Genomic DNA, 14,151 nt, shown 5'->3' with positions numbered 1-14,151 from the left:
GGCCCCGCACCATGGGTGTGGGCCAGCGCTGGGAGGCGCCTGGTGCGGGGCCGTACGGTCAGTGCGGGGGGTTCAGATGTGCCAGAGGAGGTCGTCGAGTTCCGCTTCGATGTCGATGAAATCAGCTTCCCGGCCGGCAGGAACGATCGCATAGGTCCGGTCAAGGAAGTCCGTGAGAGGGGTCAGCGGTACCTCGAAGTGCGCCCGGCCGAACGGCGACGACAGCGTCAAGTTCAAGATCCGCTCGCCGCTCTTCTCCGCCGGCCACACCTGTACGTCCCCCCTGCCGACCTTGCGCACAATGCCGACGGTCAGCAACTCACGAGCAAAGATCCACTCCACCGGTGCCTCGTTCCCAACATGGAACGCGACACGGATCGCATAAGGGTCATCAGCGGAGTAGTCCAACGTCGCAAGCAGCGGGATGATCGTTCGATCCGGGACGATGAGCCGAAGGCCGACCTCGGCGGAGGCAGTGGTGCTGCTGCTGTTCATCGGTCATCCTTCAGGCGTCAGTCCCGCATCGCGGGTTTCTCGGTGAGGACTTCGCTCCCTCCAACGGGTGTCCCCCTGGCTCTGTGACGCGTAACTGTCAAAAGTCCTAAGAACATTCCGCCCCCCGTACGTCATGTGACCTACCTCACCGGGCTTGATACCCGCTCTGACCTGCGCGGAAGCGAAGTGACCTAGGGTCGATCGCATGAGGGAGACGTTGACCGACTGGCGCGAACGCATCCGCGCCCGCCCCCTGCTGAACAACGTCTGGCGGCTTGCCGTGTTCAGCGTGGGCGTGACGGTGCTCGCCGCCGGTGTCGCGATGCTCGTGCTGCCGGGCCCGGGATGGGCAGCGATCTTCGTAGGCTTTGCCATCCTGGCGACCGAGTTCGCCTGGGCCCAACGTGCCCTCACCTCTGCGAAGCAAACGGCGAGCAAAGCGAAGGAGAAGGCCCTCGACCCGCGCGTGCGACGCCGGAACCAGCTCCTGGCCATCTGCGCCGGCGTCATCGTCGCCGCCGCGATCGTGGCCTACCTCCAGGCCTTCGGGCTAAACCTTCCGTGGAGAGCCTGATCGCCGATGCGCGAAGAGGGCGAGGGATGCGCTAGTCTTTCTGGCGTCGGTTGATCCGCCTGGGGCGATTAGCTCAGTGGGAGAGCGCTTCGTTCACACCGAAGAGGTCACTGGTTCGAACCCAGTATCGCCCACCAGATCAGAGGCCCTGTACCGCGACGGTACAGGGCCTCTGTCTATGCTCGGCCGCCTAAGAGGCCGCCTATCGCCTCCGGCTAGGCCGACTTCGACCCGAACGCCTTGCCGATGATCTCGGCTCCCTCCGTGATGACCGGGCGTAGCTCGTGCCGGTACACCGCCTCTGTCACCGCCGTGGTCCTGTGGCCGACCAAGCGAGAGATCAGCTCGATCGACGCACCGTTGGCCGACATGAGCGAGACGAAGCTGTGCCGTAGCTCCCGAGGCGTCCACTCGACCGGCAGGCCCGCCATCCGGAGGGCGATAGCCAGCGTCCGCCGCACGGTCTGGGCGGTCAGAGGCCCGCCGTAGCGGTTACAGAACACGAGATTGTTCTCTGCCCATCGGTTCTTCGCGAGCGCGCGGGCTCGGACCACCTGCTGCCTCTCCCGGTGGGCGATGAGCACCCGCACGACCTCCTCCGGGAGAGCTAGGGTTCGTCTGCTCTTCTTCGTCTTCGTATCTCCGCCTTTGCGCACTGACCGCCATACCTCCACGTGCGGCGGCAGGTCGCCCTCCTTCTCCAGGTGGACTCGATCCCACGTGAGAGCGCGTGCTTCCTCGGTCCGGACTCCGGTCAGGAGCGAGAGCACGAAGTAGGCGTGTAGCCGCGTCTTCTTGCTCGCCTCCATCACCGCTTGCGCCTGTTCCAGCCGCATTGCCTTGCTCGGCCGGCCGATTCTCCCCTCCGGGATGTCGACCAGTTCGGCGACGTTGCGGAGCACCTTGTTGCGCCTCTGGGCGTGCTGGATCGCGCGGCGGAGAACCGCGTGCGTGTCTTTGAGGCTGCGCGTGGCGAGCACGTTCTTGCGGTCCGCCAACCAGTCGTCCACGTGGTCAGCGGTCAGCTCACGCAGCTTGACCGCGCCCAGCAGCGGGATCACGTGCTTCTCGGCGAGGATGCGGTTCTTCTCGATGGTTCCGGCGTCCCGACCGACCAATCCACGCACAAGCCAGTCACGGACGGCGTCCCCGACCGTGTACTTGGCCGACGCCTCCACGCCGTTCTCCAGCTCGGCGCGCAGCCTCTTGAACTTGTCCTGTACGTCGGCGACGGTCGGCCCGTAGACGGTTTTTCGCCGCCGCTTGCCTGAGGGCGTGTATCCGAGAGAGATGTCCCCTCGGTAGCACTTCTTCTCCTCGTGCCAGAAGATGGTGCCTTCTCCGCGGCGACCGCGCTTCGCCTTGTCGGACGGGTTGCGGCTCGCCATCAGGCCACCTCCTGGGCTTCCTCGATCAGCAGAGCGACGAATGCGGTGAGGCTCTGGGCTGGAACACGGCGGGCGCGGCCCACCTTCACGGACTGAATCCGGCCTCGGCGGATCTCCTCAAAGATCTGCGTCTTGCTGAGACGTAGCAGGGTCATGACCTCCGGAATCGTGTAGAGCAGCGCGGCGGGAACGGCCGGGATCGTCGGCACCGACGAGAGATGACGGCTGGTCACTTGCTCTGTCCTCCGTGGGCAGCGGTCCAGGGATACATGCGGCGGCCGATGTATCCCGCGTTCTCCCTGGTCAGCGAGCTAGGGATACAGGGGATACACGGGGTACTCATGAGGTGCCGTCCGGCAGGCCGTAGCGGCCTTTCCCGTCGGCGGTCAGTTGCCCGTCGGCGAGCATCCGGCGGCAGGTGGCCTTGACGTTCGGTTCACCGAGGCCGGTGGCTTGGGCGATGGCGCGCGGGCCGCTGCCGGGGTTGGCCCGCAGGTAGCGCAGGATCGCCGCGCGGGTGTCGGTGGTCTGGTGTTCCTCGGCCGGGCCGTCGAGCAGGGTCCAGACGCCGGACGCGGGGTTGAACGACAGGGCGTATTCGTTCTCGTCCACGTCCCGGCCGGTGACGTACAAGACGCCGTCGGCTTGACCTCGGGCGCGTTTGAGGACGAGGGTGGCGTCAGCGGCTCCTGCGATGCCGTTGGTGCCAGAGACCTCGGCGAGGAAGTCCTCAGAGCCTGCCTTGCGGACGTGATGGACGAGCACGAACGGCACGGCGTAGGCGTCGGCGAGACGCTTGATGGCGCCGACAGCGGCGTAGTCGGCTTCGTAGGCCGATGCGCCCATCGGGGCCGCGCCTCGGATCTTGGCGAACACGTCGATGACGACCATGCGCGCGTCGGGGTTGCGGTCCAGCCACCCGGCGATCGCCTCGTCTCCGCCCTGCCCGATCTGCGGGCACGCGGTGGCCAGCGTGAGCGCCGAGGGCGCGGGTTGGCCACCGAGGATCTTGCCCATGCGGGACTGCAACCGGCGCGGGGTGTCCTCCAGCGCCAGGTAGAGAACCGGGCCGCCGTCGACACGGATCGCGTCGAACGCCTGGCCGCCGGCCGCGACGGCCAGACCGAGGCCGAGGGACGCCCACGATTTGCCGACCTTCGGCGGGCCGCACAGCAGGTTCACGCCCTCGCAGATGATGCCGGGCACGGCCCACACGGGCGGGGTGAACTCCATCGCCATCAGCTCGTCAGCGGTCCAGTGCGTCCGCAGCCGCGCGGGAACGGCGGCCGTGTCGGCGTCGTCGCGGACGGGCCGCAGGAACGGCGCGTCGGTCGGGTTGGTCGCGGCCATGGCGGCCTCCTGGTCGGTGTGGTGGTGGCGGGTGGTCATGCGGCGCGGTCCTGTTTGCCAGGCAGTTGTTCTGCGATGGCTTCGCCGATGTAACGGGTGTAGGCGGGCGGGATGGCCTCGGCGAGTTCGTCGCGGTTCATCCAGTCGATCCCCATGACGCGGCGCCACTGGGCCACGCCGTGGTAAATGTGACCGCCGTGCCCGAACACCGACACGACCCGCGGCGGGTGGTGGCAGGGAGGGGTAAGCAGCGCGGGCGGTTCAGCGAACTCGAACCAGCGGTGCCGCTTGATGCCGTAGGGGCCGTCTCTCAGCTCGGGGAACATCGATCCACACAGGATCAGGTCAGGTCGCATTGGTGCGCCGGGCACGTTCTCGATGACCCACGGCAGGCCGGACGCCTGTAGCAGGGTGCGGGTGGGCGGCAGCAGGTCCGGGTGGTCGTTGCCGTGGATTCGCTGGGCCTGGGTGTAGCGCTGGCACGGCGGGCTGGTGTGGATCAGGTCGAACTCGGCGAGGAATGACCGGTCGGCAAGCACTTCCAGCGCGTCGGCCCGGATGAACTCGAACGGGTAGCGCGGCTGCGGCCGGATGTCGACGCCGACCACCTCAAAACCGGCGTCGGCGTAACCGGTCCCTGCACCGCCCGCGCAGCAGTACAGGTCAAGAACTCTCAGGCCGTTCGGTCGGCAACGCGCCGGGTTGATCGCAGGCATCCTGGTCTCCTGGCTGGAGTGGTGGCCGGTGTTCATGCGGCGAGGGTCCGGGGGCGCTTGGCTCCGGCGCGCAGGCCGGAGGCGATGGTGTTGCGGGCCTCGGTGGGCGTGTAGGCGCGGGCGGCGATGTGGCCCGCGGCTGCCTGTTCCAGCAGGGTTTCGACCTCGGCGGCGGCCAGCGCTCCTCCAGCGACGAGTTGGCCGAGGGCGACGGCGGCGGTGTAGAGAGCGGCGTTGCGGCTGCCCTCGGCCGCGCCAGTGACGCGCTCGACCTCCCGGGCCAGTGCGGCGCGCAGGTAGGCGGAACGGCGGCCGGTACCGGTAGCGATGGCCACGGGTGCGGAGGGCGGTAGCGCGGGCCGGGAAAGACGCTGGAACAGCCAAGCGGGCAGCGGCGCGGGCGGCCGGTCGCACTCGACCGCGTACGGCCGACCGGCCACGACCGAACCGGCGGCCAGGACGTAGCCGCCGTGAGCGCGGGTGTCGATCAGCCACCCGAGTTCCCCGGCGGTGTTGCCGAGGCGCGCGCCCTCGGGTGCGGTGAAGTACAGGTGTCGGCCGCCGCGACCGGTGACGACGCTGTAGGTGTCATACAGCGGCCCGATTGGCTCACCGGCCCGCGCGGCCAGGACGGCCAGCACCTCCGCGCCGGTGCGCACGCCCTCGGCCCGCCATTCGGCCGGCGGGATCTCCTCGCCCGGCTTGGGGACGTCGAGATCGACCACGACCAGCCCGGCAGGGCCGCACGCGAGACCGATGTTGTACGGGACGGATGCCCAACCGCGCCGAATCCGGCCGATGTCGGTGGTGGCTCGCGGTTCCCATCCCTGGTGGCCGTTGCGGCAGCGCGGGTCACGGCCGGTGCAGCGCGCGGCGGTGTGGTCCGGGAATGCGGGCCGCTTCTCGCCGGGGCGGACAGGGAAGACCGGCCACCCGCGCTGCGCGGCGGTCAGCGCGTGCGACAGCATGTCCTCGGCCGACGTGGGGCGGGCGGCGGGCGGGTGCGGCGCGGGCGGTGCCGGGCGGGTTTTCTCCGGGTGGTCGGCGTTGCCGTCGCGGCGGGCGTAGGCGGCCTGGTTCCACTCGTGGATGAACGCGAGGGCTTGCGCGTCGGACATGGCGGGCGTGCTCCCGTCGGCGCGGTTCACTTGCTGGCCCGGTGGATCGAGCGCAGGTGGTTCAGGACGTGGCGGCCGGGGCGGAGCTGGTAGCCGGTGCCGTCGCAGCGGGGGCAGTGGCGGAAGCCTCGGCCGATCACGGCACGGCGTTTGCCGGTACCGGTGCAGCGGCGGCAGTTGACGAACGGCCAGATCCAGCACAGCGCGAGGTAGCCGACGGCCCACAGCAGGCCAAGCAGCAGGAGGACGCCGAGGCCCGGCAGGTGGTGACCGTGGGTAGCGGCCGTCGGGGTTGCGGTAGCGGCCAGGGAGAGCATGGTGGAGCCTCCAGAGGCGGTTTTTGGGCGTGAAGGGCTGGGGCCGTTACCCGCTACCTGCGGGGATACGGCCTGATCAGGTGCTTTGCGACGGGTAGCGGGGCGGGTAGCGCAGCCGCTACCGGTAGCGGGGCGGGCGCTACCTCACCCGCCCCGCAGGCCGGTTACGCTCCGTTCGTCTTCCGGCGGTTGATCGCCTTGTCGACCGCGTCGGCCTTGCAGCCTTTGAGGACCTGGCCGTCCCGCTTGATGCCGACGCTCGGCACGCCCAGGGCGCGGCACTGAGCGGAGATCGCGTCGGCGGTGATGTCGGCGTAGTGCTCGGGCATCCGCTCGGCGAGGCGGGCGGCGATGGTCGGCCACTGAAGACCGGTCTCGGCGTCCATGACCGCGCGCACGTCGGCCAGCACGTCGCGGGTGGCGCGCTTCATCTCCTCACCGGCCGCCATCCCCGTCAGCGTGCCGAGGCGTTCGCGGTGTGCGCGGGCGGCGGTCAGGATCTTCTCCGCGTCGGTGTGGTCGGCCAGGAACGTCCGGACGGTCGGCGTCTCGTCCGTCATGCCGTACAGGTAGCCGACGCCCCGGTATTCGTCGCCGACGGGCAGGGATGAGGCGTCGAAGCCTTCGGCGTAGGCGTCACCGCCCAGGACGGCCTCGGACACGACGCGGTTGCCGCACTTGAGGGCGAACCGGACGGCGTGGTTGTCGCGGTAGCGATTGAACAGCCGCCCCACATCCCCGGCGCCGACGCCGGAGGGCTTCTGGGAGCTGGACAGGATGATGACGCCCGCCGAGGGGCCGACGGCCTGAATCCGCGACAGCTTGGCGGCGATCTCCTTGTTGAGGTTCTGGTCCTCGGTCTCGAAGTAGACCTGGAACTCCTCCATGACCAGCATCACCACCCGCAGATCCGGGTAGCGCGGGTCCCGCGCCAACTCCTCGGTGAGCTTGCCCTCGGGGCACACGGTGGCCGGGAGCTTGTCGAGCGCCTGGTTGACGCGCTCGATGTGCTCCAGGATCTCGTCGAGGGCTTCGAGCAGGTGGCCGATGGGGTCGGAGTCGTTCGGGCTGGGGTGTGTGCCGAACACCGTGCGGTGAGCGACGAGCCGGAACTTGGCCCAGTCGGGGGAGTTCTTCCCATCCACCACGATGAGCTTCACGTACGGGTCCAGGGCCGCGTACAGCGCCAGCAGCCGGGCGGCGAACGTCTTGCCCTTGCGGGGCTGCGCGCCGATCAGGACCGAGATCCACATGAGCGAGATCTCGACGAGTCGGCCGCGCTCGTCCTTGCCGAAACGCGCGGCCCGCCAGACGTTCCGCGGCTTGCAGTCGAGCAGGTCAGACCTGCCGACCGGCACCGCCAGGGGGTCACGGTCGGCCACGAACAGCGTGTGCCGCCGGGTCGAGGACTTGTCCGGCGTCAGGAACACCTGATTGACGTGGACGTCCAGACCAGAGGCGATCGCTTCCTTGGCCTTCATGACGTCGGACCAGCCCTTGCCGTAGGGCAGATCCACCACGACCTGAGAACCGATGTTGCGCGCGTCGCGGGACATCGGCGAACCGAAGTGGATCTCCTGATCCGGCTTGTCCGGTCGGCCGAGGCCCGCCGCGTAGTAGGCGCGCAGGACGATGTCGCTGTTGAGCTTTCGGAACCGAGGGGCGACCACGGCGGTGCCGAGGATGGTGCGGCCCATCGGACGGCCGTGATGCGCCAGGGCGAGGATACCGGCGGGGAGTGCCAGCAGGCACCAGCCCGGCGCGGTCGACCAGGCCACCGGCACGCCGATCGCGACGGCCAGCAACTCACCGCCGAGAACGATGCCGCGCCAGGTACGGGTGTTCTTGATCTCCCGATGCAGCCGCGCCCACTCACGCGTGTCCTTGGAGTCGGCCGCGTGCTGAAGTAGCGCGAACTGGTTGCGGACCCACCACCATGAGATCTGCTGGCCGATCAGGCGGAACAGGCCACGGGCCGCGAACACGCCGACCTTGAATCCGTAGACCGGGAGCCGGACCGCGTGGAAGCGGCCGTGGTAGAACCACACGCCACACGTGCGCCGAATCGTCGCGGGCAGATTGCCGGGCAGCAGGTGAACCGGGATGATCGGCTGCCGCTCCCCCTCCGGGACGGGCGGGGTGTCGACCGGGACCGGCACGCCCTCCAGCACCGGCGGCTCGTCCAGCTCGACCTCATAGGCGACATCGGAGGAGGCGGGACGGTCCGCCGTCGACACCGGCGCGGGCAGGTCGGGCGTCGAGACGTGCGCGGGCGATTCGGCCGGCGCGGGCGACGTGGTCTCGGTGGGGGCGCGCAGGGCGCGGCGGGCGTTCAGGTCGATCGGTTCGGGAATCGTGTGCTCGGTCATTCCTCACGCCTCCGGGTGCGTGTCGTGGATGAGGTGAGCCAGGGCCGCGCCCATGCCGAGCACCGCGACCGGCAGACACGCCACGATCGTGGTGATCTGCCAGGGGGCGCGGGTGACGTGGGCGGCGGAGAGCAGGTGGTAGGCGACCTGGCCGAGGGCGCCCAGGGTGAGTGATCCGATGGCGGACCACTTGGCGAACCGGCGCGCCCGGACCGGCAGACCGCCGGCCAGCCATGCGCGTAGGGCGTAGGCGGCGTAGGTCTCCACACCGACCGGGAGCGTGATCGCCGAGTTGATCGAGAACCGGTTGGCGATACCGGGCAGCGGGTGGACCACGCCGAACCCGGTGAGTTCACCGAGACCGACCCAGCCGGACCACACCGCGACGAACGCCGGGACGGCCAGCAGGACCAGCGGCCAGCGCGCCAGCGTCCGAGACGCCGTCTCGACCGGCGCGACGGCCGGGACCGTGTCCGGGTCTACGGCCGTGGTGTCCTGCGACGATTCCTCGACCGGCGCGGCATCCGCAGCGGCACGCGTCTCCTCGCCATGCTCCGGGGTCGGCTCCTCGGGCGCGGGGTCCGGAACGGCCCGCAAGACCGGCTCGACCGGTCCCGGCGCGGACTCGGCGGTCAGCGCCGCCAGGACCGCGCGAGCCTTGCTCGCACCGATCCGGAACTCACTCATGAGCCGGTTCCGCGACGGAACCGCACCGAGGTCAGCCGCAAGCTTGCGGGCCTTGGGCACCAGATCGGCGACAGGGACGGGGTAAGCGCTACGCGCGGGGGTGGTCATGCGGCACACTCCTCCGTGCTCGTGTGGCTGTCGGCCGTCGGCCATCCGCCCATGGCGTCGGTGTGACATCCCGCGCACAGCCACACGAGACGGTCAGCCCGTGCGTCGTACTGCTGAGCGAGTCCGGCGTTGATGCCGCACTCGACGCAGGTCTTCTCCGCGCACATCAGGCACTCGCCGAGGGACCGGGGGATGTAGTAGGGCCGCACCTGGCGGCACGTCGGGCAGCGGCGACGCGCGCTCAACGCCGACTCGATCGCCGCACGCTGCGCAGCCGTCGCGGTCCGCTTCGGCTTGGCCAGCTCGATCCGGTACAGGTACGCGGCGCGGGTGCCACCGACACCGCGCCACAGGATCTGAGCGGCGACCGGCTGACCACCGGGCCGCAGCCCGCGCGCTCGAAGCTGCCGCAGCGTGGCGAATTCGGCCGGCGCGCCCATCCACGGGAACGTCGGGATGCCGTACCGGGAACCCGTGGGGTCCTCAAAGACGGCGCGGTAGCGACTCATGACCGCGCCTCCCGCTTGCCGTACCGGCGCAGGAACAGGCTCGGGGCGGCGGGGCCCTCGGGCAGGTCCTCCAGCGCCTCCTGGAACGCCTTGTACGCGTCCTGCTCCTGGGGGGAGTTGTGGCCGTACAGGGCGCGGGCCTTCGCCAGGTCCTCGGACGCCTTGACGTAGCGGTCTTCCGCGGCCGACATCACGCCACCGCCTCACCGGGCAGCGCCGTGACGCCCTCGGCGGCCAGCTCGCGGCCGACCTCCAGCACCCGCCGCTCGGCCCGCCGCACCCGGCGGCGGTCCAGCTTGCTCACGCAGCCCTCGGCCGACAGCGCCGTGATCTCCGCGTCGAGCAAGTCAAGCTCGGCCGCGATCAGCGGCCACTCGCGTTCAATCTCCGCCAACTCAGCGGCGGACGGTTCTGCGTCATGCTCGTCCGTGATCCCCGAACCGAATCCGGGCGCACGAGTACGCTGAACGGGCATCGAGACTCCTCAGCTCTTGATGCTTGGCCTCGGCGGCTGCCACCGCCGGGGCCTTCTTCGTGCCGAGACATGGGTGGCCTGCCAACCACTCATGTCCTCAAGTCCTCATTAGGACCTGATGAGCTGAGCGAACCATGCTCTCACGGCAGTCGTCAAGTCCTCTTGAGGACCTGTACCGTTGAGTCCTGGTCAGCGAGCGAGGGAACGTGATGGCGGAGCCGAAGTATCACCGCGTGGCGAACGTCCTACGGCGTGAGATCCGAGAGGGCACGCTTGCGCCCGGCGATCGAGTCCAGGCGGAGACCGATCTCGCGGAGCGCTTCAATGTCAGCCTCCCGACGATCCGTCAGGCTATGAGCGTCTTGCGCACCGAAGGCCTGATCGAGTCTCGTCAGGGAATCGGAACGTTCGTCAAGGATCAACGGCGGCGGCAACGTAGATCGAGAGATCGATACGGCCGCGCCCGGAAAGACCAAAAGCTACTCACTGCCGACCTACGCCATGAAATCACGTTTGCGGGGCGCTCTGTCGCACCGGACGGAATCGCCGAGCTAATGACACTACCCGCAGGGGCCGAAGTCGTGATTCGGCGACGGACCTTGTTCGATAAGAGGACTGGCCGCCCAGAAGAGATCGGTGCGAGTTACCTTCCGCTCAGCTTCGCCGCGGACACCTTCCTAGAACGACCCATGGTCGTACCGAAAGCGCTGTTCCTCTGCGTAGAGGATCTGTCGGGTAAGCGGTACTCCCACGCTAGAGATCAATGGATCGTACGGCCAGCCTCACCGCAAGAGAGTGAAACGCTGGACATCCCGGCGAACAGCCCAGTACTGAACGTCATCCACGTCGCGTGTGCGGAAGACGGCCAAGTCCTGGAGGTCTCCGAGTCGACGTGGCCGGCCGACCGCATCATGCTTGTCGATGAGTACGAGATCGACCAAGAAGCTAACGAGCCAGAAGCGCCCTCCGAGATCTGAGGTGACCGGTGTCCTTTGCTGACCTTCCCCCCGGCGAGCACGCAGAACGATTCCACGACCATTGGTGGTGGCGTCCTGGGTGGCGCGTCGGTCGTGAGTTCTTCGCGTGGCACATCACGTTCGACGGTGCAGGCGAGCTACATCGACTGGTTGCCGCATACCAGCAAGCACTGAAAGCGCACGGACTCGGCGGAATGCGCTTCATCCCCTCCCAATGGTTGCATCTCACGATGCAGGGAATCGGCTTCGTGGACGAGGTCCGTGCGGACGATTTGGAGAGAATCCTGGAGTCGGCGCGTCGCGTTCTCTCCGAGAGCGAACCGCTAACTCTCACCTTCCGACATGCCTTCGTGGCAGATGAAGCCATAGTTCTCCCGCCACTCGAAGAGGCGAGCGTCATAGAACTTCGGAGAAGGCTCCGTCAAGCAATCGGATCGGTATGGGGCTCCGACAACGTCCCAGAGGCAGAAGATAAGTTCCGCCCTCACGCAAGCGTCGCTTATTTCGAGGAAGACGGGACGGCCGCCCCGTACGTCGCGGCGGTGGAATCGATCAGCCCTCAACCCGCGCGGCTGACGATCAAGGAAGCATCACTGATCGCACTCAACCGCGATCACCGCATGTACGAGTGGCGAACCTGCGCTACAGCACCCCTGTCCGAGGCTTAGAGCTGACATGTATCCCATGTATCCCATATGTCCCTAGCGCCGTAACCAGCGCAGACTCGGGATACACGCGGGATACACCCTAGGGCGTTTGCTGGGCCGTCCGTGGGCCGTGCAAGGCCGACCGGAGCGGCCAGCCGGACTCGTTGCCGTGGGAGTGGACGTCGTCCTTCGAGCATTCATGTCCACCCCTTCGCTCGATTCCTTTCCGCCGGGGGGGAAGGTTCTGGTTGAAGCATCTCTATCTCTCTGCACTTTACTGTGGTGTCGCCAATCTTAAACTTGCGCCAGTTTAGTCGGAATTCATGGCCTTCTTTGGGATAAGGGAAGGTCGTCAATTTATGGATCAGTTCCGTGGTGGATGTAACAGGAAGAAGCTGTTCCACGAACCTGAGGCTCGTGACATCGATATCCGGATGTGAAATTCGGGAATCGAGATATCTCGACGTTCCAACTAGCCATTTCCACTCAATATCGGCGAAGGGTGGCCAGTCGAGCGGAAGCTTAACGAGCGCTCCCTCTGTAATCGCCTTCTTGAGGCGGACTATTTGACTCCTTCCCTTATCGATTGCCGCTTCTTGCTTCCATGCATCGGGAAGCGTGCGTGCATCTATAGGCCACTTCGCCTCAATAATAAGACCCGTCTTCTGATCGGCGTCGAGCACTACGATGTCCAAATCGCCAATCTTCCGGCGGTTCGCTGCCAAGACTTTCACCTCGGTCGCTACGCGCGTCCCCGGGATCGACTTGAGGCGGTCGGCCCACCGTCGGCAAAGAGCGCCGAGTGATTCGCCCAGTCTTCCAGCTGTGCTTGGGTTGGAGGCAGCTGCCCGAAGAACCATGCGTTCTTCGAGGCCATCCGACATGAGAAAGAATGGGATTATCAGCTTCCCGCACCACGGAATGATAGGGGCAGAAAGAGGACTCCTTCCCGGCTTGTATGTGAGCATTTCTATAAAGGCATCGATAGCCGTGTTGTTCGGATTGTATCGGCGGAGGCTTTTGGCGAGAGTATGTGACTCCATACCCAAGTAGGCGGTCTTGGGGGAAGGTTCCCCCTGGAAGAGCGTATACTGAAGAAAGGAAATCCCTTTAAGTGTTCCTATCAGCGGAATTGCATCACCGACCTTTAGGCCGCCCAGATCGGTATCGGCTGGGACATCCCAATGACGTTGGGCTACATAGTTTTTCATGTGTTGTACGTATAGGCCAGCAATCCAGTGCGGAATGTTCATGTAGACGCTTCGGCGTCCTTCTTGTGCTCTAAAATAGTCATGCGCAGGCGCCAGGCTGGGACCTATCGTATTTTCTTCGGTATTTGCCGTGTCAATCTTTTCGAGCACAATATCGAGCGCCTCTATGCTGGGATCCGACAGCGGCTCGACGGCCAGTGCGTTTCCATGTGCAAGCAGTCGGACGCGTCCAGCGCGAACGCCTTGAAGTGCGATGTCTATCGCATCCCAATTCCATGCCAGCTCGAACGCTGTGTCAATGACACGTTTTGTCGGTGTCCTTGCGCTAGTTCTTGATTGATTGCCGTATCTATGACTCCATTCAATCAAGCGGGCTGTTGTGTTCGCCCACTTAGACATATCGGTGACGCCCTCCCTGTCATCGATATATTTGTGAGAATCTGCCATCCTCTGCACTAGTAGGTGGCGAACAGATATTGATAGCAATAGGGCGTCAAGAGATGTGGCCCCTGACTTCCATATGGAAAGGTTTGCGGGTGCATTTGTCGCCAGTGACTGCAATTTTCTATAAGCGCGTGCCGATTCTTCAGAGGCTTCGGTCATTTGAATCTTTGTTCTTTCTGTGTTTGCCGTGTGGGCTGCGCTTAGGTTGATGAGCGTCCGGGTGGTCTGTCTCGTCGAGTATCTTAAGCTCTCCGGTGCCCTGGCCAGTGAGATTCAGTAGCTTGTGCGTTCCGCTTCGCCCGGCGTCACGGGGGCAGCTACAGCGGTACTACGCCAGCCGGGGTTTCGAACTCGTTCGGACGGTTGCGCTTCATCATCGCCGCTCAGGGGCTCTCTTTCACGGCCGGCGGGGGCCAGAGGTCATGGAGTGGGCGGGTCGGCCAATGTATCCCGTGTATCCCGTGTATCCTTAGCCTGTTGACCTGGGAAGACTCGGGATACACGCGGGATACACCCCCTATGTTCCAGCTTCTCGCCGTAGAAGCAGCTGGAACATAGGGGGTGTTCGTCGGGCCGCCTAAGAGGCCGCCTATCCGTGCGGCCCACCACGAACCCCAGCGAACGCCGAGGGCCGTCCCAGCGCCATTCGTGGGCTGTGTGCCTAGGTCGCGGACGGCCTGGAATTCCTTCACACCGAAGAGGTCACTGGTTCGAACCCAGTATCGCCCACCCAGGTGAGGGGCCGGTTCCGATCAAGGAACCGGCC

At 66.4% G+C, this 14,151-nt stretch carries 16 protein-coding genes and 1 tRNA gene; 4 read left to right on the top strand and 13 right to left on the bottom strand.

Going from position 1 to position 14,151, the window contains the following annotated elements; genetic code table 11:
• Positions 1 to 72: 72 nt before the first annotated feature.
• Positions 73 to 495 (bottom strand): SsgA family sporulation/cell division regulator, encoded by a 423-nt coding sequence (locus tag ABD978_RS35115; protein ID WP_345364330.1) that lies wholly within the window; start codon positions 493 to 495, stop codon positions 73 to 75.
• A 205-nt stretch (positions 496 to 700) separates the two neighbouring features.
• Here ABD978_RS35115 and ABD978_RS35110 point away from each other — a divergent pair, with 205 nt between their 5' ends.
• The gene (locus tag ABD978_RS35110; protein WP_345364328.1) at positions 701 to 1,069 is read left to right on the top strand and encodes a TIGR02611 family protein; all 369 of its coding nucleotides are present in this window, start codon (positions 701 to 703) and stop codon (positions 1,067 to 1,069) included.
• Positions 1,070 to 1,131: 62 nt separating this feature from the next.
• Positions 1,132 to 1,206, top strand: a tRNA-Val gene (locus ABD978_RS35105).
• Positions 1,207 to 1,284: 78 nt separating this feature from the next.
• On the opposite strand, the gene ABD978_RS35100 is transcribed toward ABD978_RS35105, so the two are convergent.
• From ABD978_RS35100 to ABD978_RS35050, 11 genes are all read right to left on the bottom strand, one after another.
• Positions 1,285 to 2,457 (bottom strand): tyrosine-type recombinase/integrase, encoded by a 1,173-nt coding sequence (locus tag ABD978_RS35100; protein ID WP_345364327.1) that lies wholly within the window; start codon positions 2,455 to 2,457, stop codon positions 1,285 to 1,287.
• Positions 2,457 to 2,690, bottom strand: coding sequence for a helix-turn-helix domain-containing protein (locus ABD978_RS35095; protein WP_345364325.1), 234 nt, complete (start codon positions 2,688 to 2,690; stop codon positions 2,457 to 2,459). Before ABD978_RS35095 ends, ABD978_RS35100 begins: the two co-directional genes overlap by 1 nt.
• Before the next feature lie 106 nt (positions 2,691 to 2,796).
• Positions 2,797 to 3,846 carry an AAA family ATPase gene (locus tag ABD978_RS35090; protein ID WP_345364323.1) on the bottom strand — a complete coding sequence of 350 codons (1,050 nt, stop codon included), beginning with the start codon at positions 3,844 to 3,846 and terminating at the stop codon, positions 2,797 to 2,799.
• Positions 3,843 to 4,559 carry a DNA cytosine methyltransferase gene (locus tag ABD978_RS35085; RefSeq protein ID WP_345364321.1) on the bottom strand — a complete coding sequence of 239 codons (717 nt, stop codon included), beginning with the start codon at positions 4,557 to 4,559 and terminating at the stop codon, positions 3,843 to 3,845. Before ABD978_RS35085 ends, ABD978_RS35090 begins: the two co-directional genes overlap by 4 nt.
• Positions 4,556 to 5,641: a bifunctional DNA primase/polymerase gene (locus tag ABD978_RS35080; RefSeq protein ID WP_345364319.1), complete on the bottom strand. Its 1,086-nt coding sequence runs from the start codon at positions 5,639 to 5,641 to the stop codon at positions 4,556 to 4,558. The genes ABD978_RS35085 and ABD978_RS35080 overlap by 4 nt, the downstream gene beginning before the upstream one ends.
• 26 nt (positions 5,642 to 5,667) lie before the next feature.
• Complete coding sequence (locus ABD978_RS35075) at positions 5,668 to 5,958, bottom strand: RING finger protein (RefSeq protein WP_345364317.1); 291 nt, start codon at positions 5,956 to 5,958, stop codon at positions 5,668 to 5,670.
• A 164-nt stretch (positions 5,959 to 6,122) separates the two neighbouring features.
• Positions 6,123 to 8,327 carry a hypothetical protein gene (locus ABD978_RS35070; protein ID WP_345364314.1) on the bottom strand — a complete coding sequence of 735 codons (2,205 nt, stop codon included), beginning with the start codon at positions 8,325 to 8,327 and terminating at the stop codon, positions 6,123 to 6,125.
• 3 nt (positions 8,328 to 8,330) lie between these two features.
• Positions 8,331 to 9,014, bottom strand: a complete 684-nt coding sequence (locus tag ABD978_RS35065; RefSeq protein WP_345364312.1) for a hypothetical protein — start codon at positions 9,012 to 9,014, stop codon at positions 8,331 to 8,333.
• A 104-nt stretch (positions 9,015 to 9,118) separates the two neighbouring features.
• Positions 9,119 to 9,631 carry an RRQRL motif-containing zinc-binding protein gene (locus ABD978_RS35060; RefSeq protein ID WP_345364310.1) on the bottom strand — a complete coding sequence of 171 codons (513 nt, stop codon included), beginning with the start codon at positions 9,629 to 9,631 and terminating at the stop codon, positions 9,119 to 9,121.
• The gene (locus ABD978_RS35055) at positions 9,628 to 9,822 is read right to left on the bottom strand and encodes a hypothetical protein (protein WP_345364308.1); all 195 of its coding nucleotides are present in this window, start codon (positions 9,820 to 9,822) and stop codon (positions 9,628 to 9,630) included. The genes ABD978_RS35060 and ABD978_RS35055 overlap by 4 nt, the downstream gene beginning before the upstream one ends.
• Positions 9,822 to 10,106 (bottom strand): DUF6284 family protein, encoded by a 285-nt coding sequence (locus tag ABD978_RS35050; RefSeq protein ID WP_345364306.1) that lies wholly within the window; start codon positions 10,104 to 10,106, stop codon positions 9,822 to 9,824. Before ABD978_RS35050 ends, ABD978_RS35055 begins: the two co-directional genes overlap by 1 nt.
• Before the next feature lie 209 nt (positions 10,107 to 10,315).
• On the opposite strand from ABD978_RS35050, the gene ABD978_RS35045 reads away from it, so the two are divergent.
• Positions 10,316 to 11,083 (top strand): GntR family transcriptional regulator, encoded by a 768-nt coding sequence (locus ABD978_RS35045; RefSeq protein WP_345364304.1) that lies wholly within the window; start codon positions 10,316 to 10,318, stop codon positions 11,081 to 11,083.
• Between the two features lie 8 nt (positions 11,084 to 11,091).
• Positions 11,092 to 11,751: a 2'-5' RNA ligase family protein gene (locus tag ABD978_RS35040; RefSeq protein ID WP_345364303.1), complete on the top strand. Its 660-nt coding sequence runs from the start codon at positions 11,092 to 11,094 to the stop codon at positions 11,749 to 11,751.
• 176 nt (positions 11,752 to 11,927) lie between these two features.
• Here the strand turns inward: ABD978_RS35040 and ABD978_RS35035 are convergent, their stop codons facing one another.
• The gene (locus ABD978_RS35035; protein ID WP_345364302.1) at positions 11,928 to 13,544 is read right to left on the bottom strand and encodes a hypothetical protein; all 1,617 of its coding nucleotides are present in this window, start codon (positions 13,542 to 13,544) and stop codon (positions 11,928 to 11,930) included.
• Positions 13,545 to 14,151: the final 607 nt, after the last annotated feature.

This window comes from Actinoallomurus liliacearum (assembly GCF_039542035.1).
In the GTDB taxonomy this organism is placed as follows: Bacteria; Actinomycetota; Actinomycetes; order Streptosporangiales; family Streptosporangiaceae; genus Actinoallomurus; species Actinoallomurus liliacearum.
The sequence above is the reverse complement of the archived record's forward strand: the minus strand, read 5'-3'. Positions and strand labels throughout refer to the sequence as shown.

Excerpts from the sequence above, each read along its gene's own strand:
- ABD978_RS35090 (WP_345364323.1), bottom strand. The coding sequence starts at position 3,846 with ATGACCACCCGCCACCACCACACCGACCAGGAGGCCGCCATGGCCGCG.
- ABD978_RS35060 (WP_345364310.1), bottom strand. The coding sequence starts at position 9,631 with ATGAGTCGCTACCGCGCCGTCTTTGAGGACCCCACGGGTTCCCGGTAC.
- ABD978_RS35065 (WP_345364312.1), bottom strand. The coding sequence starts at position 9,014 with ATGAGTGAGTTCCGGATCGGTGCGAGCAAGGCTCGCGCGGTCCTGGCG.
- ABD978_RS35035 (WP_345364302.1), bottom strand. The coding sequence starts at position 13,544 with ATGACCGAAGCCTCTGAAGAATCGGCACGCGCTTATAGAAAATTGCAG.
- ABD978_RS35045 (WP_345364304.1), top strand. The coding sequence starts at position 10,316 with ATGGCGGAGCCGAAGTATCACCGCGTGGCGAACGTCCTACGGCGTGAG.
- ABD978_RS35055 (WP_345364308.1), bottom strand. The coding sequence starts at position 9,822 with ATGTCGGCCGCGGAAGACCGCTACGTCAAGGCGTCCGAGGACCTGGCG.
- ABD978_RS35070 (WP_345364314.1), bottom strand. The coding sequence starts at position 8,327 with ATGACCGAGCACACGATTCCCGAACCGATCGACCTGAACGCCCGCCGC.
- ABD978_RS35080 (WP_345364319.1), bottom strand. The coding sequence starts at position 5,641 with ATGTCCGACGCGCAAGCCCTCGCGTTCATCCACGAGTGGAACCAGGCC.
- ABD978_RS35085 (WP_345364321.1), bottom strand. The coding sequence starts at position 4,559 with ATGAACACCGGCCACCACTCCAGCCAGGAGACCAGGATGCCTGCGATC.
- ABD978_RS35110 (WP_345364328.1), top strand. The coding sequence starts at position 701 with ATGAGGGAGACGTTGACCGACTGGCGCGAACGCATCCGCGCCCGCCCC.
- ABD978_RS35075 (WP_345364317.1), bottom strand. The coding sequence starts at position 5,958 with ATGCTCTCCCTGGCCGCTACCGCAACCCCGACGGCCGCTACCCACGGT.
- ABD978_RS35100 (WP_345364327.1), bottom strand. The coding sequence starts at position 2,457 with ATGGCGAGCCGCAACCCGTCCGACAAGGCGAAGCGCGGTCGCCGCGGA.
- ABD978_RS35050 (WP_345364306.1), bottom strand. The coding sequence starts at position 10,106 with ATGCCCGTTCAGCGTACTCGTGCGCCCGGATTCGGTTCGGGGATCACG.
- ABD978_RS35115 (WP_345364330.1), bottom strand. The coding sequence starts at position 495 with ATGAACAGCAGCAGCACCACTGCCTCCGCCGAGGTCGGCCTTCGGCTC.